The 24,578-nt window shown below is 73.3% G+C and carries 24 protein-coding genes; 20 read left to right on the top strand and 4 right to left on the bottom strand.

The window, feature by feature from the left end; all coding sequences use genetic code 11:
- Window positions 1-16: 16 nt before the first annotated feature.
- From F4692_RS16670 to F4692_RS16660, 3 genes are read right to left on the bottom strand one after another with little or no spacing between them, the layout of a single operon-like run.
- Window positions 17-571, bottom strand: coding sequence for a nucleoside/nucleotide kinase family protein (locus tag F4692_RS16670; RefSeq protein WP_179620857.1), 555 nt, complete (start codon window positions 569-571; stop codon window positions 17-19).
- Window positions 571-1,788 (bottom strand): amino acid deaminase/aldolase, encoded by a 1,218-nt coding sequence (locus F4692_RS16665; protein WP_179620856.1) that lies wholly within the window; start codon window positions 1,786-1,788, stop codon window positions 571-573. The genes F4692_RS16670 and F4692_RS16665 overlap by 1 nt, the downstream gene beginning before the upstream one ends.
- Window positions 1,785-2,234, bottom strand: coding sequence for a cellulose synthase (locus F4692_RS16660; RefSeq protein WP_179620855.1), 450 nt, complete (start codon window positions 2,232-2,234; stop codon window positions 1,785-1,787). The genes F4692_RS16665 and F4692_RS16660 overlap by 4 nt, the downstream gene beginning before the upstream one ends.
- A gap of 47 nt (window positions 2,235-2,281) precedes the next feature.
- Between F4692_RS16660 and F4692_RS16655 the strand changes: the two genes are divergently transcribed.
- From F4692_RS16655 to pheT, 11 genes are all read left to right on the top strand, one after another.
- The gene (locus F4692_RS16655) at window positions 2,282-2,806 is read left to right on the top strand and encodes an SseB family protein (RefSeq protein ID WP_308645355.1); all 525 of its coding nucleotides are present in this window, start codon (window positions 2,282-2,284) and stop codon (window positions 2,804-2,806) included.
- A 263-nt stretch (window positions 2,807-3,069) separates the two neighbouring features.
- Entirely contained in the window at window positions 3,070-3,789 is a 720-nt protein-coding gene (infC, locus tag F4692_RS16650; protein WP_308645354.1) for a translation initiation factor IF-3, read from the top strand.
- Between the two features lie 119 nt (window positions 3,790-3,908).
- Window positions 3,909-4,121 carry a large ribosomal subunit protein bL35 gene (locus F4692_RS16645; RefSeq protein WP_090971167.1) on the top strand — a complete coding sequence of 71 codons (213 nt, stop codon included), beginning with the start codon at window positions 3,909-3,911 and terminating at the stop codon, window positions 4,119-4,121.
- 68 nt (window positions 4,122-4,189) lie between these two features.
- Window positions 4,190-4,576, top strand: a complete 387-nt coding sequence (gene rplT, locus F4692_RS16640; RefSeq protein ID WP_179620853.1) for a 50S ribosomal protein L20 — start codon at window positions 4,190-4,192, stop codon at window positions 4,574-4,576.
- Complete coding sequence (locus tag F4692_RS16635) at window positions 4,573-5,358, top strand: TrmH family RNA methyltransferase (protein WP_179621129.1); 786 nt, start codon at window positions 4,573-4,575, stop codon at window positions 5,356-5,358. Before rplT ends, F4692_RS16635 begins: the two co-directional genes overlap by 4 nt.
- A gap of 59 nt (window positions 5,359-5,417) precedes the next feature.
- Entirely contained in the window at window positions 5,418-5,681 is a 264-nt protein-coding gene (locus F4692_RS16630; protein WP_179620852.1) for a DUF4031 domain-containing protein, read from the top strand.
- 10 nt (window positions 5,682-5,691) lie between these two features.
- Window positions 5,692-6,768, top strand: coding sequence for a sensor histidine kinase (locus F4692_RS16625; RefSeq protein WP_179620851.1), 1,077 nt, complete (start codon window positions 5,692-5,694; stop codon window positions 6,766-6,768).
- Window positions 6,769-6,856: 88 nt separating this feature from the next.
- Window positions 6,857-7,567 carry a response regulator transcription factor gene (locus F4692_RS16620; protein ID WP_179620850.1) on the top strand — a complete coding sequence of 237 codons (711 nt, stop codon included), beginning with the start codon at window positions 6,857-6,859 and terminating at the stop codon, window positions 7,565-7,567.
- Window positions 7,564-10,203 (top strand): DUF4153 domain-containing protein, encoded by a 2,640-nt coding sequence (locus tag F4692_RS16615; RefSeq protein WP_179620849.1) that lies wholly within the window; start codon window positions 7,564-7,566, stop codon window positions 10,201-10,203. Before F4692_RS16620 ends, F4692_RS16615 begins: the two co-directional genes overlap by 4 nt.
- Before the next feature lie 195 nt (window positions 10,204-10,398).
- On the top strand, window positions 10,399-11,496 hold the full coding sequence (gene pheS / locus F4692_RS16610; protein WP_179620848.1) for a phenylalanine--tRNA ligase subunit alpha: 1,098 nt from the start codon (window positions 10,399-10,401) through the stop codon (window positions 11,494-11,496).
- Between the two features lie 14 nt (window positions 11,497-11,510).
- On the top strand, window positions 11,511-13,997 hold the full coding sequence (gene pheT / locus F4692_RS16605) for a phenylalanine--tRNA ligase subunit beta (RefSeq protein ID WP_179620847.1): 2,487 nt from the start codon (window positions 11,511-11,513) through the stop codon (window positions 13,995-13,997).
- 84 nt (window positions 13,998-14,081) lie between these two features.
- Here pheT and F4692_RS16600 read toward each other — a convergent pair whose 3' ends face one another.
- Window positions 14,082-14,897, bottom strand: coding sequence for a maleylpyruvate isomerase family mycothiol-dependent enzyme (locus F4692_RS16600; protein ID WP_308645353.1), 816 nt, complete (start codon window positions 14,895-14,897; stop codon window positions 14,082-14,084).
- 111 nt (window positions 14,898-15,008) lie between these two features.
- Here F4692_RS16600 and argC point away from each other — a divergent pair, with 111 nt between their 5' ends.
- The 9 genes from argC to F4692_RS16555 are packed head-to-tail and all read left to right on the top strand — an operon-like array spanning window position 15,009 to window position 24,254.
- Complete coding sequence (gene argC, locus F4692_RS16595; RefSeq protein ID WP_179620845.1) at window positions 15,009-16,037, top strand: N-acetyl-gamma-glutamyl-phosphate reductase; 1,029 nt, start codon at window positions 15,009-15,011, stop codon at window positions 16,035-16,037.
- Window positions 16,034-17,185: a bifunctional glutamate N-acetyltransferase/amino-acid acetyltransferase ArgJ gene (gene argJ, locus F4692_RS16590; RefSeq protein WP_179620844.1), complete on the top strand. Its 1,152-nt coding sequence runs from the start codon at window positions 16,034-16,036 to the stop codon at window positions 17,183-17,185. The genes argC and argJ overlap by 4 nt, the downstream gene beginning before the upstream one ends.
- Window positions 17,182-18,138 carry an acetylglutamate kinase gene (gene argB / locus F4692_RS16585; RefSeq protein WP_179620843.1) on the top strand — a complete coding sequence of 319 codons (957 nt, stop codon included), beginning with the start codon at window positions 17,182-17,184 and terminating at the stop codon, window positions 18,136-18,138. The genes argJ and argB overlap by 4 nt, the downstream gene beginning before the upstream one ends.
- On the top strand, window positions 18,135-19,331 hold the full coding sequence (locus F4692_RS16580; protein ID WP_179620842.1) for an acetylornithine transaminase: 1,197 nt from the start codon (window positions 18,135-18,137) through the stop codon (window positions 19,329-19,331). Before argB ends, F4692_RS16580 begins: the two co-directional genes overlap by 4 nt.
- Window positions 19,328-20,254, top strand: coding sequence for an ornithine carbamoyltransferase (gene argF, locus F4692_RS16575; RefSeq protein ID WP_179620841.1), 927 nt, complete (start codon window positions 19,328-19,330; stop codon window positions 20,252-20,254). The genes F4692_RS16580 and argF overlap by 4 nt, the downstream gene beginning before the upstream one ends.
- Window positions 20,251-20,820, top strand: coding sequence for an arginine repressor (locus F4692_RS16570; RefSeq protein ID WP_308645352.1), 570 nt, complete (start codon window positions 20,251-20,253; stop codon window positions 20,818-20,820). The genes argF and F4692_RS16570 overlap by 4 nt, the downstream gene beginning before the upstream one ends.
- Window positions 20,817-22,262 (top strand): argininosuccinate synthase, encoded by a 1,446-nt coding sequence (argG, locus tag F4692_RS16565; RefSeq protein ID WP_179620840.1) that lies wholly within the window; start codon window positions 20,817-20,819, stop codon window positions 22,260-22,262. Before F4692_RS16570 ends, argG begins: the two co-directional genes overlap by 4 nt.
- Window positions 22,262-23,704, top strand: coding sequence for an argininosuccinate lyase (gene argH, locus F4692_RS16560; RefSeq protein ID WP_179620839.1), 1,443 nt, complete (start codon window positions 22,262-22,264; stop codon window positions 23,702-23,704). Before argG ends, argH begins: the two co-directional genes overlap by 1 nt.
- Entirely contained in the window at window positions 23,688-24,254 is a 567-nt protein-coding gene (locus tag F4692_RS16555) for a DNA-3-methyladenine glycosylase (RefSeq protein ID WP_179620838.1), read from the top strand. The genes argH and F4692_RS16555 overlap by 17 nt, the downstream gene beginning before the upstream one ends.
- Window positions 24,255-24,578 lie beyond the last annotated feature (324 nt).

Genomic DNA, 24,578 nt, shown 5'->3' with positions numbered 1-24,578 from the left:
CCCTAGACACGGCGCGTCAGTCCGTCGTCACCACCAGGTCGGCGTGGTCCCGGGTGCGCAACCGGGCGAACAGGGCGTCCTCGTCGACCCGCCACCGCTCCCAGTGCGGCCGCATCTGCTCCCCGTCGCGCTCGATGCCGCGGGCGAGCCGCACCTCGGACGCGGCCTCCACCCACACGAGCACGCCCACGTGGTCGGCGATCGCCGGCGACCAGCAGCCGACCCCCTCGAGCACGAGCAGCCCACCCGGTCGGACCGGGTGCGTCTCGGCCCAGTCGTCGGCGTGCCAGTCCCAGCGCCGCCACTCGCCGTCCCGGCCCGCGGCCAGCGGGGTCACCAGGGCCTGCACCGTCGCCGCGAGCCCCGGGAGCCCGCGCCACCCCTGCAGCAGCTCGTCGCAGTGCACCACCTCGGCAGAGGGCACCGCCTCGGCGAGCGCCCCGGCCACGGTGGTCTTCCCGGAGCCGGCGGGCCCGTCGACGCAGACCAGCCGTCCGCTGCCCAGGGTCGGGGGCTGTGCCAGCACGCGGTCGGCCACCTCGCGGGCGACCTCCGACGGGTCGGCGGGCATCAGAACGCGAGCCCGCAGCCCCGGTACGACGGCACGACCTCTGCGACGGCGTCGCCCTGCACGAGGTGCACGTCCCGCACGTGCTCGAACAGCTCGCCCGACTTCGCGTGCCGGAACCAGACCAGGTCGCCGATCCGCAGCAGCGCGGCCGGGTGCCCGGTCAGCGGCGTCTGCACCTCGCCGGCGCCCTCCAGCCCGGTGAGGTGGAGCCCCGGCGGGGCCCACGGGACGGGGGAGCGGTCCGCCCCGGTCGCGCCGCTCGCGATGAGCCCGCCGCCGTGGACCGTCGCCATGGCCGGGGTGGGCTTGCGACTCACCCGGAGGCCGAAGTACGCGGCCGGGCGCGGCTCGAAGGAGGCGTAGTGATCGAAGATCCCGGGGACGAGCAGTCCAGACCCGGCGGCGATCTCGGTGACCGCGCCGTCGGCCGCGGTGGCCTCGACGGACCCGGAGCCCCCGCCGTTCCAGAACTCGAGCTCGGTCAGCTGCGACAGCGCCTCGGAGATCTCGCTGCGGCGGACGTCGAGCTGGGCCATCGACGCCTGCTTGAGCCGCCGGACCAGGAGCGACCTGGTGCGCTGGTCGGGCACGTCGTCCTGCACGCCCGCGACCTGGCCCTCGTACGTCATCACGCCGACCAGCCGGAAGCCCGCACGCCCCACCACCGTGCGCGCGAGCGCCACGACGTCGGCGGTGTCGAAGAGCGGCGAGCGCTTCGGGCCGATGTGCTGGCCGCCGAGGCGGAGCCCGGCGTCGACGTCGAGCGCGATGCGGACCGGCACCGCGAGCGAGGTGCGGGTCGCGTCGACGACGTCGAGGTGGGCCGGGTCGTCGACCATGAGGGTGATCGCCGCGGCCGCGGACGGCGAGGACGTGAGCCGGGTCAGGGCGGCGGCGTCCACGGTGGGGTAGGCGACGACGATGTCGTCGCTGACGCCCGCCTCGTGCAGCCACAGCGCCTCGGCGAGGGTGTACGCCAGCACGCCCGCGAAGCCGTCGCGGGCCAGCGCGCGTTGGACCAGGGCGGGGACGCGGAGGGACTTCGACGCGACCCGGATCGGCTTGCCCCCGGCCCGGCGCACGAGGTCGGCGGCGTTGGTGTCGAACGCGTCGAGGTCGACCACGGCGATCGGCGTGGCGGGGGGCTCGGGCAGGGACGCGACGGCGCCGTTGAGGCGCGACCACAGGCGGTTGCGGTCGACGAAGTGCTCGCTCACTCGATGCCCCGCCGGCGGAGCAGCGCCTCGATGTCGGCGAGGTCGTCGTCGACCGGTGAGCCGCCGGGCTTCCTCGCGGCCGCCGGGGGGAGCTCGGTGGTGCGGCCCGGTCGCGCGGTCGCACCGGTGCCGCGCTGGGCGCGCCCGAGCTGGCGGTCGCGGATGAACCCGCTGACGACGAAGAGGACGACCGCGAGCCCGGCGAGCCCGACGCCGGTCCAGGTCAGGACGTTGAAGACCAGGCTGGTCGCCCAGTCGGTGACGGAGCCGGCGATCTCGACGACCATCTCGAGGGTCCCGGTCAGCCACGCGGCGGCGGGGAGCAGGGTGAAGCCGAGGGCGCGCAGGCCGTTGGCCGCTCCTCGGCGGCGGAACGCGATCCACGTCCAGATGGCTCCGGCGACGGTCAGCGCGGCGGTCAGTGCGGCCCAGGTTGTCCCTTCCACGGGCCCAGAGTCCCACAGCGGTCCACGCGTCGGGGACAATGGTGGACGTGCCCCACGACGACGCCGCACCCCTGGAGCGGGTGATCCCGGACTCCGGGTTCGCCGACGACGACGGTGCCGCCGACGTACGCCTGGCGCAGGCGCTCGCGGCCCGCGCGGCCGGTGCCGCCACGTCGGGCACCGTGCTCGCCGCCCTCCAGGACGCCCGCCTGCTGGTGCCGGTCGTGGCGGTCCTCGGCGAGGTGGAGCTCGACGAGCGGGGCCTGGCCCACGACAAGTCCTCGGACATGGCGGCCGTCCTCGTCCAGGCGGCCGACGGCAGCAAGGCGCTCCTCGCGTTCACGTCCACCGAGACGCTGACCCGGTGGGACCCCGACGCCCGGCCGGTCCCGGTCACGGCCGCCACCGCCGCCACGGCCGCGGTCCAGGACGGCGCCGAGGCGCTGGTGGTGGATCTCGCCGGCCCCGTCACCCACGTCGTCGACGGCGACGACCTGGCCCGGCTCGCCGCAGGCTTCCGACTGGTCGCGGTGGGCACGGGTCACGGCTGGATTGGGCCGTCAGCGGAATGATCGGCTAACCTTCCGTGTTGACCGATCAGTGGCACCAGCAGCACCGGTGCCACCGATCCCGCCAAGCGGAGTCGAGCACCACCCGTCTCCCACCCGCATCGACCGCCCTGCACCACAGGTCGTCGGGTCCCGGTCCAGTGCCACGGCTGTCGAGGGACAGACGCGGACGCAGTTTCCCCGTGAGGGGTGACGTGTGACGACTGGCTCCCGCTTGGCAACAGCGGGAGCCATTGTTCATTTCCGGGCCACCAGTCCGTGGATGGGTGCCGGCTCCCATCCATCAAGTCACTGGAGGCAACATCAGCACCGAGCTGCGCATCAACGACCGGATCCGTGTGCCTGAGGTCCGGCTCGTGGGACCCAACGGCGAGACCGTTGGCATCGTGCCGACCGATCAGGCACTCAAGCTGGCCCAGGAGGCCGACCTCGACCTCGTCGAGATCGCCCCTCAGGGACGCCCGCCGGTCTGCAAGCTCATGGACTACGGCAAGTTCAAGTACGAGAACGCCCAGAAGGCGCGCGAGTCCCGTCGCAACCAGACGAACGTGATCATCAAGGAGATGAAGCTTCGTCCCAAGATCGACAAGCACGACTACGAGACCAAGAAGGGTCACGTCGTGCGGTTCCTGGGTGCCGGCGACAAGGTCAAGATCACGATCATGTTCCGCGGTCGTGAGCAGCACCGCCCCGAGCTGGGCTTCCGCCTGCTGCAGAAGCTGGCCGAGGACGTCCAGGAGCTGGGCTTCGTCGAGTCCTCGCCCAAGCAGGACGGCCGCAACATGACGATGGTCATCGGCCCGCACAAGAAGAAGGCCGACGCCAAGATCGACGCCGACGCCGCCCGCGCCTCCAAGGAGCAGGCGCGCGCCGACCGCAAGGCCGAGGAGGACGCCGAGCGCGAGGCGGCCCACGCCGCCGGCCCGGTCGCCCAGAAGAAGGAGCGTCGCCGCTCCGAGAACCTCGATCCTGAGATCGAGGCCTGAGCGAAGGGCTCGATCGAGCACGTCGCGGCGAAGCCGTGACGACCCCGCTGAGCAGGGTCTGCCAAGACCCGCCACGAAGACCCCGAACCACGCACGCACAAGGAAGTTGAGGCAGACACATGCCGAAGAACAAGACCCACTCGGGCGCGAAGAAGCGCTTCAAGGTGACCGGCTCGGGCAAGATCATGCGCCTGCAGGCCGGCCGCAAGTCCGGCGCTGCGTTCGCGTCCGCGCCGACCACGGGCAGCCGCAAGAAGCACCGCCGCAACGCCGGCATGGTCGAGCTCGAGAAGGGCGACGTCGCCCGCGCCAAGAAGATGCTCGGCATCTGAGCCTCCACCCATCCCACCTGGTGGCCCAGCCGCCGTTCCCCGTCTTCACCAGCATCAAGGAGTAACCCATGGCACGCGTCAAGCGCGCAGTGAACGCCCAGAAGAAGCGTCGTACCACCCTCGAGCGCGCCGCCGGCTACCGCGGCCAGCGCTCGCGGCTCTACCGCAAGGCCAAGGAGCAGGTCACCCACTCCCTGGTCTACAGCTACAACGACCGCCGCAAGAACAAGGGCAACTTCCGCAAGCTCTGGATCCAGCGCATCAACGCTGCGGCCCGCGCCAACGGCATGACCTACAACCGCTTCATCCAGGGCCTCGGCCTGGCCGGCATCGAGGTCGACCGCAAGATCCTCGCCGAGCTCGCCGTCAACGACGCGCCGGCCTTCGCCGCGCTCGTCGAGGCCGCCAGGGCTGCGCTGCCCGAGGACGTCAACGCGCCCAAGGTCTCCGCCTGAACCACGTGCAGCCCCTCGCCGCGAGCAACGCTCGGGTGAAGGAGGCGCGCAAGTTGAGCCGCCGCTCGGTACGCACCGAGCGGCGGCTCTTCCTCGCCGACGGCCCGAAGGCCGTCGAGGGGGCCCTCTCGGTCGACGGCTGCGTCGTCGAGGTGTACGCCACCCCGACCGCGGTCGAGCAGCACGCCGACCTGCTCGCCGGCGCCACCGTCACCGTCGTCGACGACCGCGCGCTCGCGTCGCTGTCCGACGCGGTCAGCCCGGCCGGGCTCGTCGCGCTGTGCCGTCACGTCGACGCCCCGCTCGCTCGGGTGCTCGACGTGTCCGCACGCCTCCTCGCGATCTGCGCCGACGTGCGCGACCCCGGCAACGCTGGCAACGTGATCCGTACGGCGGACGCGGCCGGCGCCGACGCCGTCGTCCTGGCCGGCCGGTCGGTCGACGCCTACAACCCCAAGACGGTCCGCAGCACCGTCGGGAGCCTGTTCCACCTGCCGCTCGCCCTCGAGCCGGATCCGGCAGCCGCGGTCCGGGCGGCCCAGCAGCGCGGGCTGACCGTGCTCGCCGCCGACGGCGCCGGCGAGGTCGACCTGTTCGACGCGGACCTGTCCGGCCCGACCGCGTGGTTGTTCGGCAACGAGGCGTGGGGGCTGCCCGACGAGCTCGCGGCCCTCGCCGACCACCGGGTCGCCATCCCGATCCACGGTCGTGCCGAGAGCCTCAACCTGTCGACGGCCGCCGCGGTGTGCCTGTACGCCAGCGCCCGGGCCCAGCGCGGCTGACCCCTGCGGGGAGCGCGCCGGTGCGATCCGCGGCTGCCGGTGCCCTAGGCTCGACGGCGATGATCCTCATCGACCCGCCGGCCGTCCCGCGCTGGGACCGGCTCTGGTCGCACCTGGCCAGCGACACGTCGTACGACGAGGCGCACGCGTTCGCCGCTGCCCACGGGATCCCCGGGCGCGGTTGGGACCGGGACCACTACGACGTGCCGGACGACCACTACGACCGGATGGTCGCTGCCGGCGCCGTCCCGGTGACGTCGCGCGAGCTGGTCGCCGCGCTGCGCGCCGCCGGGTTGCGCCGCCCCAAGCCGTTGCGCGACTAGGGTTCCGAAGATGTCCGAGGAGCTCAGTCGCCGGGTCGACAGCACGCCCAGCCGCCTGCGCTCGCTCGCGGACTACTACCCCGACGGGATCCTCGGCGCGACCCGGGAGGGCGTCGTGACCCTCCTCAACGCTCAGGGAGCAGCCCTGCTGGGCATCGGCTCCGAGGAGGCCCTCGGGCTGCCGCTGCCCGAGGTGCTGCGACTCCTCGACCAGGACGGCCGGACCTGGCTCTCGGTCAACCGGCCCTTCGACAGCATCTCGATCGTGCGCGGGATGCCCGAGCAGTCGTGGCTCAACGCCTCCGGCGAGGAGGTCCTGACCACCGCGACCCTCGTCCGTGAGGGAGCGCTCGGCCAGGTGGTGGGCATCGCGGTGGGGCTGCGCAGCGGCCGCGGCCGCGCCCGCCTCGACCGCGAACGGTCCGACCTCGTCGCCACCGTCGCCCACGAGCTGCGCTCTCCGCTCACCGGCGTGAAGGGCTTCGTGCAGGCCCTGCTGAACCGGTGGGACAAGCTCAACGACGACCAGCGCAAGCTCATGCTGACGACCGTCAACGCCGACGCCGACCGCCTCGCCCGGCTCATCGCGGAGCTGCTCGACGTGGCCCGCATCGACACCGGCCGGCTGCAGCTCTACCCGCGCGAGTCCTCGGCGGAGGTGCTCGTGGGCCGCGTCGTCGCCTCGATCGAGGCAGGGACCTCCCGGGAGATCAGGGTGGAGGTCCAGGACGGCCTGCCCGACGTCTTCGCCGACCCCGACAAGTTCACGCAGGTGGTCACCAATCTGGTCGAGAACGCCATCCGTCACGGCCGGGGGCAGGTCACCGTCCGGCTCGCCGCCTCCGAGGCGCTCGACGGCGTGCGGATCACCGTCGACGACGAGGGGGAGGGCATCCCCGCCGAGCTCCGGCGCCGCGTGTTCACGAAGTTCTGGACCACCGGTGGGTCCGGTGGGACCGGCCTCGGGATGTACGTCGTGGGCGGTCTCGCGCGCGCCCACGGCGGCTGGGTGACCATCGACGACGTGCCGGGCGGCGGCGCCCGCGTCCACGTGGACTGGCCCCGCGAGGACCAGCGCCCGGAGTAGGCGCTCCGCACCTCCCGGCCGCACGCCTCCACACAACCTTCACGAGTCGTCCCCCTCGTCCGCGCGCCCCGGCTCCTAGGGTCGTGCCATGACCTCGACGACGCCCGCGCGCACCGCCCTGGTGGTGGAGGACGAACGCACCATCAACGACGCGCTGGCCCAGCGCCTGCGGGCCGAGGGGTACGCCGTCGAGCAGGCCTTCGACGGCCCGTCGGCGGTGGAGCTCGCCGCGTCGGCACGCCCCGACGTCGTGCTGCTCGACGTGATGCTGCCCGGCTTCGACGGGCTCGAGGTGTGCCGCCGGATCCAGGCCGCCCGCCCCGTCCCGGTGCTCATGCTGACCGCCCGCGACGACGAGGCCGACGTGCTCGTGGGTCTGGGCGTGGGCGCGGACGACTACCTCACCAAGCCGTTCTCGATGCGCGAGGTGGTGGCGCGGGTCGCGGCGCTCATCCGCCGCGTCGACAGGGCCGCGGCCCTCGCCGAGGAGCGTCCTGCGGTGATCGCGGTCGGCGGTGTCGCGATCGACCCCGGCGCGCGGCGTACGACCGTCGCGGGCGAGCCCGTCCACCTCACGCCCACCGAGTTCGACCTGCTGCTGTGCCTGGCGCGGGTGCCCGGGCAGGTGCTGGGCCGCGAACGGCTGCTGCGCGAGGTGTGGGACTGGGGCGACGCCTGGGGGAGCGCGAGCGCGACCCGCACGGTGGACAGCCACGTCAAGGCACTGCGCGCCAAGGTCGGCGCCGCCCGGATCCGCACCGTCCACGGTGTCGGCTACGCGCTCGAGGACCTGCCGTGAGGACCACCCCGACGAGCGCGTGGCTCGACACCGTCTCGAGCCTCAAGGTCAAGCTCGGCCTGCTCGTCGCCGCGTCCGTCGTGGCGGCCGTGCTGCTCTCCCTGCTCGGCTCCGCCGCCGACGTGCCGGCCCTGCTGGTGCTGCCCGTCAGCGTGGCCCTCGCCCTGGGGGTGACCCAGCTCCTGGCCGCCGGCATGGTGGCGCCGCTGCGCCGGATGACCGAGGTGTCGCGGGCGATGGCGCGCGGCGACTACTCGGGGCGGGTGCACACCACGTCCACCGACGAGGTCGGTCAGCTCGCCGCCGCGTTCAACCGGATGGCCGAGGACCTCGCCACCGTCGACCGCGAGCGCCGCGACCTCATCGCGACGGTGTCGCACGAGCTGCGCACCCCGCTCACGGCGATGACGGCCCTGCTCGAGAACCTCGCCGACGGCGTCGTCCCCGCCGACCCCGCCCACCTCGGCGGGGCTCTCGAGGAGGCGCAGCGGCTCGGGCGTCTCGTGGAGGACCTCCTGCAGCTGTCCCGGCTCGAGGCCGGCGTCGTCGACCTCGACCGCCAGGACGTCGACCTCCGCTCGCTCGTCGGTGAGTCGGTCGACCAGGTCGGCACCGCGGGCCGCACCGGGACCTTCGTCGTCGACCTGCCCGACGACCTCGTCGTGGGTGCAGACCCCGCGCGGCTGCGCCAGCTGCTCGTCAACGTGCTCGACAACGCGGGGCGGCACGCCCCGGCCGGCACCGACGTCCGGGTCTCGGGCGGCCCGGGCGGCCCGGGGGACGCGGCCGGCTGGTGGCTCGAGGTCGCCGACGAGGGTGGGGGAGTCGCCCCGGAGGACCGCGAACGGGTCTTCGAGCGCTTCGGCACCGACGGCGCGGGCGGCACCGGGCTCGGCCTCGCGGTCGCCCGCTGGGTCGCCCAGCTCCACGGCGGCACCCTCCGCTTCCTCGACCCCGAGGGCGGCAGCGGTGCGCGGCTGCGCCTCGAGGTGCCCACGACCGTCCCGCCGCCCGGACGCCCGACGCCCGCCCCGTCCCAGGAGCCCGCCGTGACCCAGGTCCCGACCCCGATCCCGACCCAGCCCGCTACTCCCGCCCCTGTCACGGCAGAGGTCCCGCAGCCCGCGCTCGACGGCCTGTTCGGCAGGTTCTGGCCGGAGCGTGAGCTGGGTCCGGGGACACGCACGGTCCTCGCCTCCGCTGTCGCGGGCCTGGTGGCCGGCCTGGCCCTGTCGTTCACCGGTGTCGGCGTGAGCTGGACGCTGGCCGCGATCGCGTGCGGCGCCGCCGCCCTCGTCACCGCACGTCACGGCCGCGAGGGGTGGACGCTCGCGTGCGCCGGGCTGGCGCTGCTCCTCGTCCTGCCCATGACGCTCCTCGACGCCTGGTGGATCCAGATGCTCTGCCTCCTCGCAGCCACGGCAGTCTTCCTGTCCGGGGTGACCGGTGCGCGCACGATGCGCGGGATCGTCCTCTCCGGACTGGCCTGGCCCCTGGCGTCGTTGCGCGGGCTGCCGTGGTTCGGGCGCTCGCTGCGCCTGGCCGGCACCGGGACGCGCACACCCGCCGTGGTGCGTACGACCGCGTGGTCGCTGCTGGGCCTCGGCGTCTTCGGCACGATCTTCGCCACCGCCAACCCGGTCTTCGGCGGCTGGGTCGACCAGCTCGTCCCCAACCTCACCTTCAACGACCTCGTCGGTCGCGCCTTCGTCGCCTGCTTCGTGTTCGCCGCCACCCTCGGTGCGGCGTACCTCGCGCTCAACCCGGCCGACGTCGAGGTCGGGTCCGGCAGACGCCCGGCGGCCCTCGCCAACCGGTTCGAGTGGCTCGTGCCCGTCCTCGTCGTCGACGCCGTCTTCGTCGCCTTCATCACCGCCCAGGCCCGCGCGCTCATCGGCGGGGAGGACTACATCCAGGAGACGACCGGTCTGACCTACGCCGACTTCGTGCACCAGGGGTTCGGCCAGCTCACCCTGGCCACCGCCCTCACCGTGCTCGTCGTGTGGGTCGCGTCCCGCCGGGCCGGGCGCACGGCCCAGGACCGCCGGTGGCTGCTCGGCTCCCTCGGGCTGCTCTGCACGCTGACCCTCGTCGTGGTGGCCTCGGCCCTGCGGGGGATGGCGGTCTACCAGGACGCCTACGGCTTCACGACCCTGCGCCTCTTCGTCGACGTCTTCGAGGGCTGGCTCGGCCTCGTGGTCCTCGCGATCATGGTCGCGGGTCTAGCGGGGCGGGGGCGTTGGGTGCCGCGGATCGCGCTGGCCTCGGGTGCCCTCGCCCTCGTCGGCCTCGCGGCCATCAACCCCGACGCCTGGGTCGCGAGCCGCAACCTCGACCGCTACGAGGCGACCGGCAGGCTCGACCTGTCCTACCTCGCGACGCTGTCGGCCGACGCGGCCCCGGTCGTCGCCGAGCGGCTGCCCCCGGAGACGGCGCGCTGCGTCCTGGCCCTCCTCCCGTACGACGAGCTGGACGCCGACGTGCTGGCCGACCCCCGCGCGTGGAACCTCTCGCGCAGCCGCGCCCAGGAGGTCGTGGAGGACCTCGATCTCGTCGCCGACCCGGGCGCCGCCTCCTCGGGGTCCATCGGCGGGGACCCGGAATGCCGTGGCGTGTGGGCGGCCTACGACGGGTAGAGTCACGCACGTGGACACGAGCCTGCGATTTCTGCGCCCCGGACCTGGTCGGTCGGGCAGCTGACGCCACCGGGTCCGGGGAGTCCCCGTCCGACCCGACGCTCCTCCACTCCTAGACTCTGCGGCGACGTCTGACACCGCCGGGAGGCCATCGCCTCCTGCGGTGACACCGGTAGCGCTGCGCGAAAGAGAGCCATGTCCGGCCCCAACACCGACTACGACCCCGTCGAAGTGACCCCCCTCAAGGCCGACCAGGTCGAGGCGATGCGCGAGGCGGCCCTCGCCGCGATCGCCGCCGCCCCCGACCTCGACGCCCTCAAGCAGGTCCGGCTCGACCACACGGGCGACCGCTCCCCGCTGGCCCTCGCCAACCGGGAGATCGGCGCCCTGCCGCCGCAGGCGCGCAAGGAGGCCGGCCAGCGCGTCGGCCAGGCCCGCGGGGCCGTCAACCAGGCCCTCGCCGCGCGCCAGACCGTGCTCGAGGCCGAGCACGAGGAGCGGATGCTGGTCGAGGAGACCGTCGACGTCTCCCTGCCGACCACGCGCCGCCGCCGCGGCAGCCGGCACCCGATCACCCTGCAGTCCGAGCTGATCGCCGACCTCTTCGTCGCGATGGGCTACGAGGTCTCCGAGGGTCCGGTCGTCGAGGCCGAGTGGCTCAACTTCGACGCCCTCAACCTCGGTCCCGACCACCCGGCGCGCACCATGCAGGACACCTTCTGGACCGAGCCGGCCGAGGACCACGTCGTGCTCCGCACGCAGACGTCGCCGGTGCAGGCCCGCACGATGCTCACCCGGAAGCCGCCGATCTACGTCGTGTGCCCGGGCCGGGTCTTCCGCACCGACGAGTACGACGCGACCCACTCGCCGATGTTCCACCAGGTCGAGGGCCTCGTCGTCGACGAGGGCATCACGATGGCCCACCTCAAGGGCACGCTCGACCACTTCGCCTCGCAGCTGTTCGGCGACGGCATCACGACGCGCTTCCGGCCGTCGTACTTCCCGTTCACCGAGCCGTCCGCCGAGGTCGACGTGCTGTGCTTCGTGTGCCGCAACGTCGACCCGTCCACGTGCCGCACCTGTCGTGGCGAGGGCTGGATCGAGTGGGGCGGCTGCGGCGTGGTCAACCCCCGCGTCCTGGTCGCCTGCGGCGTCGACCCCGAGGTCTACAGCGGCTTCGCGTTCGGCATGGGCATCGACCGGTCGTTCATGTTCCGACACGACCTCGAGGACCTGCGCCCCCTCTTCGAGGGCGACGTCCGCTTCTCCTCTGCCTTCGGCAGCGAGATCTGAGGGAGAGAACTGAGATGAAGGCACCCCTGTCCTGGATCCTCGAGCACGTCGACGTCCCCGCGGGCACGACGACCGAGCACCTCACCGACCGGCTCACCCTCACCGGCCTCAAGCTCGAGGCCGTCGAGAGCCCCGGCCGCGAGATCACCGGCCCGCTGGTCATCGGCCGCGTGCTGACGATGGAGCCCGAGCCGCAGAAGAACGGCAAGACCATCAACTGGTGCACCGTCGACGTCGGCGACGCCAACGGCACCGGCGAGCCGCAGGGCATCGTCTGCGGAGCCCACAACTTCGCACCCGGCGACCTCGTCGTCACGGTGCTGCCCGGTGGCGTCCTGCCCGGGGGCTTCGAGATCGGCGCCCGCAAGACCTACGGCCACATGTCCGCCGGCATGATCTGCTCGGCCCGCGAGCTGGGCCTCGGCGACGACCACGACGGCATCATCGTGCTGCCCGCGGACGCGGGCGAGCCCGGCCAGGACGTACGTCCCGTGCTGGGGCTCGACGAGGAGACGATCGAGCTCGAGATCAACCCCGACCGCGCGTACGCCCTCTCGATCCGGGGCATCGCGCGCGAGGTGCTGGTCTCGGTCGAGGGCGCGAGCGGCTTCCGCGACCCGGCGGTGCGCGACACCCCGGCGGCCAACGCCGACGGCCACCCCGTCACCGTGGAGGACCCCGAGGGCTGCCCGGTCTTCGTCGCGCGGACGGTCACGGGCTTCGATCCGACGGCGAAGACCCCAGACCACGTCGTCCAGCGGATCACGGCCGCCGGGATGCGGCCGATCTCGCTGGCCGTCGACATCACCAACTACGTGATGCTCGAGACCGGGCGGCCGATCCACGGCTACGACGCCGACACGGTCAGCGGCCCGATCGTGGTGCGCCGCGCACGCGACGGCGAGACCCTCACCACGCTCGACGGCACCACGCGCGAGCTCGACCCGGCCGACCTGGTCGTCACCGACGACTCCGGGATCATCGGCCTCGGTGGCGTCATGGGCGGTGAGACCACGGAGATGTCCGCGACGACGACGTCGATCCTCGTCGAGGCCGCCCACTGGGACGCCGCGTCGATGTACCGCACCGGGCGACGCCACAAGATCACCTCCGAGGCCGGCAAGCGCAACGAGCGCGGCGTGGACCCGACGATCTGCGAGGCCGCGGCGGACCGCGTCGTCGAGCTGCTCGTGGAGCACGGCGGTGGCCGGGCCGAGCCCGGGGTGACCGTCGTCGGCACGCCGCCGACGGCGCCGGTGGTCGAGGTGCCCGGGGACCTCGCCGCCCGCGTGTCCGGCATGCCGATCACCGAGGAGCAGGCCGTCGCCTGCCTGCGGGCCGTCGGGTGCGAGGTGTCGGGGTCCGGCACCCTGTCCGTGACGCCGCCGCCGTGGCGTCCCGACCTGACGGACGCGCAGGACTTCTCCGAGGAGGTGGTCCGGCTCGTCGGCTACGACCGCGTCCCGTCGGTCCTGCCCACCCCGCCGTCGGGTCGCGGCCTCACCCGCGCGCAGCAGCTGCGGCGCCGCATCGGGCGGACCCTCGCCGGCGAGGGCTTCGTGGAGGTCGTGAGCTTCCCGTTCGTCGGAATCTCCGACCTCGACGCCCTCGGCCTGGCCGACGACGACCCGCGTCGCGACCTGCTGCAGCTGTCCAACCCGCTCAGCAACGAGGCCGGCTTCATGACGTCGACCCTCCTGCCGGGGCTCCTGCGCGCCGCGGGCCGGAACATCGGCCACGGGAACGCCGACGTCGCGATCTTCGAGACGGGCACCGTCACGCTGCCGCGGCACGCGGGGCCGGCCGCCATCCTGCCGGTGGACCGGCGCCCGACCGACGACGAGTTCGCGGCCCTCGACGCCGCTCTTCCCGCGCAGCCGCTCCACCTGGGCCTCGTCGCCGCGGGTGACGCGGTCTCCGGCGGCTGGTGGGGCGACGCGCGTCCCGTCTCGTGGGCCGACGCCGTCGAGGCGGTCCGCTCGGTGGCGGCGGCGCTGGGTCTGGAGGTGGCTGCGTCGGCGGCCGAGCTCGCGCCGTGGCACCCCGGCCGCTGCGCGGAGCTCACGGTCGACGGCGAGGTCGTCGGCCACGCCGGCGAGCTGCACCCCACGGTGTGCCAGGCCTTCGGGTTGCCGAAGCGCTCCGTCGCGGCCGAGGTCGACCTCGACGTCCTGATCGGCAGGGCGGTCCACCTGCGCGCGGCGCCGACCTTCTCGACCTACCCGGTCGCCAAGGAGGACGTCGCCCTCGTCGTGGACGCCTCCGTCCCGGCCGCCGACGTCGAGGCCGCGCTCCGCGAGGGCGCGGGCGAGCTGCTCGAGTCGATCCGCCTCTTCGACGTCTACACCGGCGACCAGGTCGGCGAGGGGAGGAAGTCGCTGGCCTACGCCCTGCGCCTCCGCGCCTTCGACCGCACGCTCAAGGAGGGCGAGGCCGCCGCCGCCCGCGACGCCGCGGTGGCGCTGGCCGCCGAGCGGACGGGCGCCGTCCAGCGCGCCTGATCCACCACGCCGGAGCCGCACGGGCCCTCGAGTCTCCCGGAGACTCGAGGGCCCGTGGCCGTCGAGCGGGACTGCGGCCGGGCCTCAGTCGATCGGCGACTCCACGACCGTGCGGAAGCGGGCCAGCACGCCCTGGTCCCCTGCGACGGAGATCCCGGCGTCGTCCGTCCGGCTCCACAGCCACAGGTCGAGGTCGCGGGCCGTGCCGTCGACGACCGCGTCCGGCTCGACGTCGGGGTCCTCGGGCGCCGCGACCACGTGGAAGTCCTCCTCGTCGCCGTAGTGCCTGCCGCTCTCCGGGTGGGTGCCGTCGAAGACGCCGAAGCGGAGCCAGAACGACGCGCCCGTGTCCGTCACGTCCACACGGACCTGTCCCTCGCCGGGCGTCCAGGTGCCCCACGGCGGCATCCCGCCGTACATCACGTCGAGGAGCTCGTGGACACCGTCGGTGGCGAGGACCGGGTCGACCTCTGAGGGAACCCCCGCCGCCTGCTCGGCGTCGACGCGGTGGATGAGCGCCTCGTGCGCCTGGCGCCGGAGGATGAAGCCGACGGTGTGGTCGTCCGTCCAGTTCCAGGCCTCCTCACCGGGATCCGCCGCTGCGAGGACGGAGGCCAGGTCGGCGGACCAGAGGTCGTAGGTGGCCAGCAGCTCGGCGTACGACTCCGGTCGCTGCGGCTCGACCTCCTCCGGCCGCGCAGGTCGCGCGGCGAGCACCTCGGCCCACCATCGCTGCACGGTCGCCAGGTGCCACAGCAGGTCCGCGGCGTCCCAGTCCGGGCAGGCGGGGACGCGTGCCGTGGGGTCGCAGTCGGCCAGCACGTCGCGGAAACGGGCCGAGTCGGCGCGCAGGTGCTCGAGGTAGACGTCGGGGGACAGGCGGGTGTGGAGTGGGGTCACCCCGGCACCGTAGGGCAGCCGCGCCGACGGACGCCTCGTCATTTCCGGTGGTCTGCGACCCGCCACCCGCCCGGTGCGACAAGTCATGCAGGGCAATGTATAGTCATGCACATGTCCGTCTCAGCAGCCATCGCCGGAGCCAGTGGGTACGCCGGGGGCGAGGTCCTGCGCCTGCTCCTCGGCCACCCCGACGTCGAGGTCGGCACGCTCACTGCGGGGTCCAACGCGGGCGAGCGCCTCGGTGCGCTGCAGCCGCACCTCCTGCCGCTCGCGGACCGGGTGCTCGCCGACACCACCCTCGACCAGCTGGCCGGGCACGACGTCGTGTTCCTCGCCCTCCCGCACGGCCAGTCGGCGGCGATCGCGCAGGCACTCGGCGACGACACCGTCGTCGTCGACTGCGGGGCCGACTTCCGCCTGACCGACCCGGGGGAGTGGCAGGCGTTCTACGGCGGTGAGCACGCCGGTTCCTGGCCCTACGGCCTGCCCGAGCTCCCCGGCCAGCGCGAGCTGCTCCGCGGCGCGCGGCGGATCGCGGTCCCGGGGTGCTACCCGACGGTCTCCACGCTCGCGGTCGCGCCGGCCGTCGGTGCCGACCTGGTCCGGCCCGACGTCACCGTCGTCGCCGCCTCGGGCACCAGCGGTGCGGGCAAGGCCGCCAAGGCGCACCTGCTCGGCAGCGAGGTCATGGGCAACGCGAGCGCCTACGGCGTCGGCGGCGTGCACCGCCACACGCCCGAGATCGTGCAGAACCTCAGCGCCGTTGCCGGGGTGCCGGTCTCGGTCGGCTTCACCCCGCTCCTCGTCCCGATGTCGCGCGGCATCCTCGCGACCGTCCAGGCGCCGCTGGTCGACGGCGTCGACCTCGCCGCGGTGCGCGAGGCCTACGCCGCGGCGTACGACCACGAGCCGTTCGTGCACCTCCTGCCCGAGGGGCAGTGGCCCCAGACGCAGTCCGTGCTCGGCTCCAACGCCGTGCAGGTCCAGGTCGCCGTCGACGAGCGCGTACGACGACTGGTGGCGGTGGCCGTGGTCGACAACCTCGCCAAGGGCACCGCCGGCGCCGCCGTCCAGTGCATGAACCTCGCCCTGGGCCTCGACGAGGCCACCGGGCTCTCCACGATCGGACTCGCTCCATGACTGTCACCCACCCCAGCGGCTTCACCGCCGCCGGCGTCGCGGCCGGACTCAAGTCCACCGGCGCGAAGGACCTCGCCCTCGTCGTCAACCAGGGGCCCACCTTCGACTCCGCCACCGTCTTCACCGCCAACCGCTGCAAGGCCAACCCGGTCCTCTGGAGCCAGGAGGTCGTCAAGGACGGCACGGTCAGGGCCGTCGTGCTCAACTCCGGCGGCGCGAACTGCTACACCGGCCCCGAGGGCTTCCAGACCACCCACGCCGTCGCCGAGAAGGTCGCCGGCGGCCTGGGCATCGGTGCGATCGACGTCGTCGTCTGCTCCACCGGGCTGATCGGCCTCGCCAACGACCGCGACGACCTGCTCGCGGGCGTCGAGGCGGCGACGGCAGCGCTCTCCGCCGACGGCGGTGCGAGCGCCGCGGAGGCGATCATGACCACCGACTCGGTCAGCAAGAACACCGTGGTCGAGGGTGCCGGCTGGTCGATCGGCGGCATGGCCAAGGGCGCCGGCATGCTCGCCCCGCAGCTCGCCACGATGCTGGTCGTGCTCACCACCGATGCCGTCGTCCCCGCCGCCGACCTCGACGCCGCGCTGCGCGCCGCGACGCGCGTCAGCTTCGACCGGCTCGACTCGGACGGCTGCATGTCCACCAACGACACGGTGACCGTCCTCGCCAGCGGTGCCAGCGGCATCACGCCGACCCCCGAGGACTTCACCGCTGCGCTGACCCAGGCGTGCACCGACCTGGCGATGCAGCTGCTCAAGGACGCCGAGGGCGCCGACCACGAGATCGCGATCACCACGCTCCACGCCGCGTCCGAGGACGAGGCCGTCGAGGTGAGCCGGAGCGTCGCGCGCAGCATCCTGTTCAAGGCCGCGATCTTCGGCAACGACCCCAACTGGGGGCGCGTCCTGGCCTCCATCGGCACCACGCAGGCGCAGTTCGACCCCGCCGACCTCGACGTGGCGATGAACGGCACCTGGGTGTGCCGGCAGTCCACCCCGGCCGAGGACCCCGCGACCGTCGACCTCACCGGCCGCGAGGTCACCGTGACGATCGACCTCAAGTCCGGCGACTCCCGCGCCACCGTCTGGACCAACGACCTCACCCACGCCTACGTCCACGAGAACAGCGCCTACAGCTCATGACCGACACCGCGAGCACCACCGAGACCAGCCAGAACCCGCGCCGCCCCGACCCGGTCAAGGCCCGCACGCTCGCCGCGGCCCTGCCGTGGCTCAAGCGCTACCACGGGCAGACGATCGTGGTGAAGTACGGCGGCAACGCGATGACCGACGACTCCCTCAAGGTCGCGTTCGCCGAGGACATCGCCTTCCTGCGCTTCGCCGGCTTCAAGCCCGTCGTGGTCCACGGCGGCGGTCCGCAGATCTCCCGGATGCTCGACCGGCTCGGGATCCAGTCGGAGTTCCGCGGCGGCCTGCGGGTCACGACGCCCGAGGCGATGGACGTCGTCCGGATGGTGCTCGTCGGCCAGGTGCAGCGCGAGCTCGTCGGCCTCGTCAACCAGCACGGCGCGCTCGCGGTCGGGCTGTCCGGCGAGGACGCCGGCCTGTTCACCGCCGAGCCCGCCAACACCGTCGTCGACGGCGAGGAGGTCGACCTCGGCCTCGTCGGCGAGGTCGCGCACGTGCGTCCCGAGGCGGTGCTCGACCTCATCGAGGCCGGCCGCGTCCCCGTCGTCAGCTCCGTCGCGCCCGACGTCCACGGGCGGGTGCACAACGTCAACGCCGACACGGCCGCCGCAGCTCTGGCCGTCGCCCTCGGTGCCGAGAAGCTGCTCGTCCTCACCGACGTCGAGGGCCTGTACCGCGACTACGGCAACTCCGACGACCTCATCCAGGAGATCAGCCCCGAGGCCCTCGGTGAGCTGCTCCCGACGCTCGACGCGGGCATGGTGCCCAAGATGCGCGCCTGCTACGAGGCCGTCACCGGGGGAGTCCCGCGGGCGACCGTCGTCGACGGCCGCGAGCCGCACGCCGTGCTGCTCGAGATCTTCACCGACGAGGGCGTCGGCACGCAGGTGCTGCCCGGTGCCGCCACCAAGATGCGCAAGCCCTACGGGGCGGAGGAGCAGGCATGAGCACCTCGGTCCAGGACCGCTACGCCGGCGCCGTGATGAACACCTTCGGCCCGCCCGCGCTGGCCCTCGTCCGCGGCCGCGGCGCCCACGTGTGGGACGTCGACGGCAAGGAGTACGTCGACCTGCTCGGCGGCATCGCGGTGAACGCCCTCGGGCACGCACACCCCGCGCTCGTCGAGGCCGTGACGACGCAGCTCGCGACGCTGGGGCACGTCAGCAACTTCTTCGCGACCGAGCCGCAGGTGGCCCTGGCCGAGCGCCTCGTCGGGCTCCTCGGCTGGGACGACTCCGCCCGGGTGTTCCTCAGCAACTCCGGAGCCGAGGCCAACGAGGCGGCCCTCAAGCTGACCCGGCGCACCGGGCGCACCCGTGTGGTCGCGGCCCAGGGGTCCTTCCACGGCCGGACCATGGGGGCGCTGTCGCTCACCTCCAAGGCCGCCTACCGCGAGCCCTTCGCGCCGTTGCCGGGCGAGGTCACCTTCGTGGCGTACGACGACGTGGCCGCGCTGGAGGCCGCGGTCGACGACACCGTCGCCGCCGTCGTGCTCGAGCCCGTGCAGGGCGAGGCCGGCGTCGTCGTGCCGTCGCCCGACTACCTCGCCGCCGCCCAGCGGATCGCCCACGACCACGGTGCGCTGCTGTGGCTCGACGAGGTCCAGACCGGCATCGGCCGCACCGGCGCGTGGTTCGCCCACCAGCTCCTCGAGGGCGTCACGCCCGACGTCGTCACCCTGGCCAAGGGACTCGGCGGTGGCATCCCGATCGGCGCCACGGTGGCGCGCGGCGACGCCGCGACCCTGCTGCAGCCCGGCAACCACGGCACCACCTTCGGCGGCAACCCCGTCGCTGCCGCCGCGGCGCTCGCCGTCCTCGACACGATCGTCGCCGAGGGCCTGCTCGAGGCCACCCTCGCCCGCGGCACCCAGCTCGAGTCGATCCTCCGCACGCAGCCGGGCGTCGTCGAGGTGACCGGTGCCGGCCTGATGCGCGGTGCCGAGCTCGACGGGCCGTACGCCCCCCACGCCGTCGCGGCAGGACGCGCGGCCGGGTTCATCCTCAACGCCACCGGACCCAGCCGCCTGCGGTTCGTCCCGCCGCTGGTCGTCACGTCCGACGACCTCGACGCCCTCGACGCGGCCCTTCCCGCGATCCTCGACACCGCCCGCGCCGCAGCCCAGGAGGCCTCCTCATGACCCGCCACTTCCTCCGCGACGACGACCTCTCGCCGGCCGAGCTCCTCGAGGTCCTCGACCTCGCCGACCGGATGAAGGCCGAGCCCTTCGACCACCAGCCGCTCGCCGGGCCGCGCACCGTGGCGCTCGTCTTCGACCGCCCGACCCTGCGCACGCAGGTGTCGTTCGCGGCCGGCATCGCCGAGCTCGGCGGCAACCCGATGACCGTCGACGGGGGCCTGGCCGCCATGGGCTCCCGCGAGGGCGTCGAGGACGTCGCTCGGATCCTCGGGCGGCAGGCGGCCGCCGTCGTCTGGCGCACCGCCCACCAGGCCGACGTCGTCACGATGGCGGCGTACGCCGGCGTCCCCGTCCTCAACGCGCTCACCGACGAGTTCCACCCGTGCCAGCTGCTCGCCGACCTCCAGACGGTCCGCGAGCACAAGGGCCGCCTCGCCGGCGTCCGTGCGGCGTTCGTCGGCGACGGCGCCTGCAACATGGGCAACTCCTGGGTCCTTGCCGGAGCCTCCGCCGGCATGCACGTCGTCGTCGGGGCGCCCGACGGGTTCACCCCCGACGCGCACGTCGTCGCCAAGGCCCGCGAGATCGCCCAGGACACCGGCGGCTCGGTGGAGCTCACCGTCGACCCCGTCGAGGCCGTGCGGTCCGCCGACGTCGTCGTCACCGACTCGTGGGTCAGCATGGGCCGCGAGGAGGAGTCGCAGGAGCGGCTGCGCATCTTCCCGCCCTACGGCGTCACCGACGAGCTCCTCGCCCACGCCGCGGCCGACGCCATCGTCATGCACTGCCTGCCGGCCTACCGCGGCAAGGAGATCGCCGAGGAGGTCATCGAGGGCCCGCAGTCCGTCGTGTGGGACGAGGCGGAGAACCGCCGCCACGCGCAGAAGGCGGTCCTCACCTGGCTGCTGGAGCGGTCGTCGTGACCGCCGTCTCGCCGCTGACCAAAAGCGCGCGCCACCAGCGGATCATCGACATCGTCGCCGCCCACCCGGTCCGCTCGCAGACCGAGCTCGCGGACCTGCTGGCCGACCACGGCGTCCGCGTCACCCAGGCCACGCTGAGCCGCGACCTCGTCGAGCTCGACGCGGTGAAGGTCCGCAGCGCCGACGGCGCCCTCGTGTACGCCGTGCCGGGGGAGGGCGGCGACCGCTCCGTCGCGGCACCGCGGGAGACGGCCGCCGGTCGTGACCGCCTCGCCCGGCTGTGCGCCGAGCTCCTCGTCAGCGCCGAGGCGAGCGCCAACCTCGTCGTGCTCCGCACGCCGCCCGGCGCCGCGCAGTTCCTGGCCTCGGCGTTCGACAAGGCCGAGATGGGCGAGATCCTGGGCACCATCGCCGGGGATGACACCCTCCTCGTCATCGGGCGGGACCCGCTCGGGGGCGACGCCCTCGCCCAGCGCTTCCTCGACCTGGCCAACGACCCCCACCACGCAGCACCCGTCGCACCACCCATCGAAGTCGCACCACCCATCGAAAAGGACGTCCCGTGAGCAAGGTCCTCACCTCCCTCCCCGTCGGCGAGCGCGTCGGCATCGCCTTCTCCGGAGGGCTCGACACCTCCGTGGCGGTCGCCTGGATGCGCGCCAAGGGGGCGGTGCCGTGCACCTACACCGCCGACATCGGCCAGTACGACGAGCCCGACATCTCCGGGGTCCCGTCCCGCGCGCTGCAGTACGGCGCCGAGCTGGCGCGGGCCGTGGACTGCAAGACGCAGCTGGTCGAGGAGGGCCTGGCCGCGCTCGCGTGCGGCGCCTTCCACATCCGCTCCGGCGGCCGGGCCTACTTCAACACCACGCCGCTGGGCCGGGCCGTGACCGGCACGATGCTCGTGCGCGCCATGCACGAGGACGACGTCAACATCTGGGGCGACGGCTCGACCTTCAAGGGCAACGACATCGAGCGGTTCTACCGCTACGGCCTGCTCGCCAACCCCGACCTCCGGATCTACAAGCCCTGGCTCGACGCCGACTTCGTCACCGAGCTCGGCGGCCGCCACGAGATGAGCGCCTGGCTCACCGAGAACGGCCTGCCGTACCGCGACAGCCAGGAGAAGGCGTACTCCACCGACGCCAACATCTGGGGCGCCACCCACGAGGCCAAGACCCTCGAGCACCTCGACGTCTCGCTCGAGACGGTCGAGCCGATCATGGGCGTCAAGTTCTGGGACCCGTCCGTCGCCATCGAGACCGAGGACGTCACGGTCCGCTTCGACCAGGGCCGCCCGGTCGCCATCAACGGCGTCGCCTACTCCGACCCCGTCGCCCTGGTGCACGAGGCCAACGCGATCGGCGGCCGCCACGGCCTCGGCATGTCCGACCAGATCGAGAACCGCATCATCGAGGCCAAGTCGCGCGGCATCTACGAGGCGCCCGCGATGGCGTTGCTCTACGCCGCCTACGAGCGGCTGGTCAACGCGATCCACAACGAGGACACCGTCGCGCAGTACCACAACGAGGGCCGCAAGCTCGGCCGCCTGCTCTACGAGGGCCGGTGGCTCGACCCGCAGGCGCTGATGATCCGCGAGTCCATCCAGCGCTGGATCGCGTCCCTCGTCACCGGCGAGGTCACCCTGCGGCTGCGCCGCGGCGAGGACTACACGGTCCTGCGCACGGACGGTCCGGCGTTCTCCTACCACCCCGACAAGCTGTCGATGGAGCGCACCGAGAACGCCGCGTTCGGGCCCACCGACCGCATCGGCCAGCTCACCATGCGCAACCTCGACATCGCCGACTCGCGCGCCAAGCTCGAGCAGTACGCCAACCAGCCGCTCGACCAGGGGCAGGTCCTCGTCGAGAACGGCACCCTCTACGGTGCCATCGAGGCCGGTGGCTTCGACCGGATCACCGGCGCCGCGGCCGCCGCCCAGGCGGACGACGGCGACCTCGACGAGAGCGCGCTGGAGAGCGCGGCGATGGAGTTCGGGACCGACTGATGGCAGACGCACAGGCAGGCACGACCAACGAGGGCTCCCTGTGGGGCGGGCGCTTCGCGAGCGGACCGTCGCCAGAGCTGCAGGCGCTGTCGCGCTCCACGCACTTCGACTGGCAGCTCACGCCGTACGACCTCGCCGGCTCGCGCGCGCACGCCAACGCCCTGCACCGCGCCGGCCTGCTGACCGACGCCGACCACGCCGAGCTGCTGCGCGGCCTGGCGGTGCTGGGGGAGCGGTACGCCGCCGGGGACCTGCGTCCCGCCGAGTCCGACGAGGACGTGCACGGCGCGCTCGAGCGGCTGCTGCTCGACGAGGTCGGCCCCGAGGTGGGCGGACGGCTCCGCGCCGGACGCTCCCGCAACGACCAGGTCGCGACGCTCTTCCGCGCCTACCTGCGCGACCACGCCCGCACGATCGCCGGACTGGTCCTCGACCTCGTCGAGGTCCTCGCCACCCAGGCGGGGGAGCACGTCGCACCCGGTCGCGAGACCGTCATGCCCGGCCGCACCCACCTCCAGCACGCCCAGCCCGTCCTGCTCGCCCACCACCTGCTCGCCCATGCCTGGCCGCTCGTGCGCGACGTCGAACGGCTGCGCGACTGGGACGCGCGCGTGGCCGCCGACTCGCCGTACGGCTCCGGTGCCCTCGCCGGCCAGACGCTCGGCCTCGACCCCGAGGCCGTCGCCGCCGAGCTCGGCTTCACGGGGTCCTCCGGCAACTCCCTCGACGGCACGGCGGCACGCGACTTCGCCGCCGAGTTCGCCTTCGTCACCGCGCAGGTCGGGGTCGACCTCTCGCGCCTCGCCGAGGACGTCATCCTCTGGACCACGCGCGAGTTCGGGTTCGCGACGCTCCACGACTCGTGGTCGACCGGGTCGAGCATCATGCCGCAGAAGAAAAACCCCGACATCGCCGAGCTGGCTCGCGGCAAGTCCGGCCGGCTCATCGGCAACCTGTCCGGCCTGCTGGCCACGCTCAAGGGCCTGCCGCTCGCCTACAACCGCGACCTCCAGGAGGACAAGGAGCCGGTCTTCGACTCCGTCGAGACCCTCGAGGTGCTCCTTCCCGCGGTCACCGGGATGGTCGCCACCCTCACCTTCGACGCCGCCCGGATGGCCGAGCTGGCGCCCCAGGGCTTCTCGCTCGCCACCGACGTGGCGGAGTGGCTGGTGCGCGAGGGCGTGCCCTTCCGCGACGCGCACGAGCTCGCCGGCGCCTGCGTACGCCGCTGCGAGGAGCTCGGCTGCGACCTGCCCGACCTCACCGACGAGCAGCTCGCCGCCGTCTCGCCGGCGCTGACCCCCGACGTCCGGTCGGTGCTGACCGTCGAGGGGTCCGTCGCGTCGCGCTCCGGCCGTGGCGGCACCGCACCGGTCCGCGTCCGCGAGCAGCTCGACGAGCTCCGCGCCGCGAGCGGCGCGCACCGTGCCCGCCTGGGCTGAGGGCGACCCGCTCGAGGTCGCGCCACGGCTGCTCGGCGCCGTCCTCACCCACGGCGGTGTCTCCGTGCGCCTCACCGAGGTGGAGGCGTACGCCGGCCCCGCGGACCCCGGCTCGCACGCCTACCGCGGGCGCACGCCGCGCAACGCCGTGATGTTCGGCCCGCCCGGTCATCTCTACGTCTACTTCGTCTACGGGATGCACCACTGCGCCAACCTCGTCACCGGTCCCGACGGGGACCCGGGTGCCGTGCTGCTGCGTGCGGGGGAGGTCGTCGACGGGCTCGACGTGGCGCGGGCCCGCCGCCCGGGGGTCCGCGACCGCGAGCTGGCGCGGGGCCCGGCCCGGCTGTGCCGAACCCTGGGCATCGACCTCGCCGACAACGGAGTACGCCCGCAGCTCGCCCGCGGCACTCCGGCGGGCGACATCAGCACCGGCCCCCGGGTCGGGTTGCGGCACGCCGCCGACCGTCCGTGGCGGTTCTGGATCACCGGAGATCCGACGGTCAGCACCTACCGCCCGGCGGCACTGAGACGCGGTACAGGCCGCTGACCTGCGATTTTGCGTGAAGGGCACCCCCGGTTTTGCATGACCCCGAGACGTCGTCTAATGTTCTTCCTGTCGCCGCAAGCGGCGCCGCTCCCCGGCCAGAAGGCTGGATGGAACGGAGACCAGTTGCGACCACCACCGAGCGTCAGACCCACAGTTTGACGGTGAGCCTCACGCCCGGTAAGTTTCTGCAGGTTGCCCCGCGACCAGACCAGCACAGCTGGCGAGGATCGGGTGCGTCTGATTCTTGAGAACTCAACAGTGTGTTTGATTAGTCGACGAATTAGTTTGTTATGCCCCGTTGACATCGGTTGTTCTGCTGGCCTT

The organism is Nocardioides cavernae, assembly GCF_013410035.1.
Lineage (GTDB): Bacteria > Actinomycetota > Actinomycetes > Propionibacteriales > Nocardioidaceae > Nocardioides > Nocardioides cavernae_A.
This window is presented reverse-complemented; position numbering and strand designations above follow the sequence as displayed.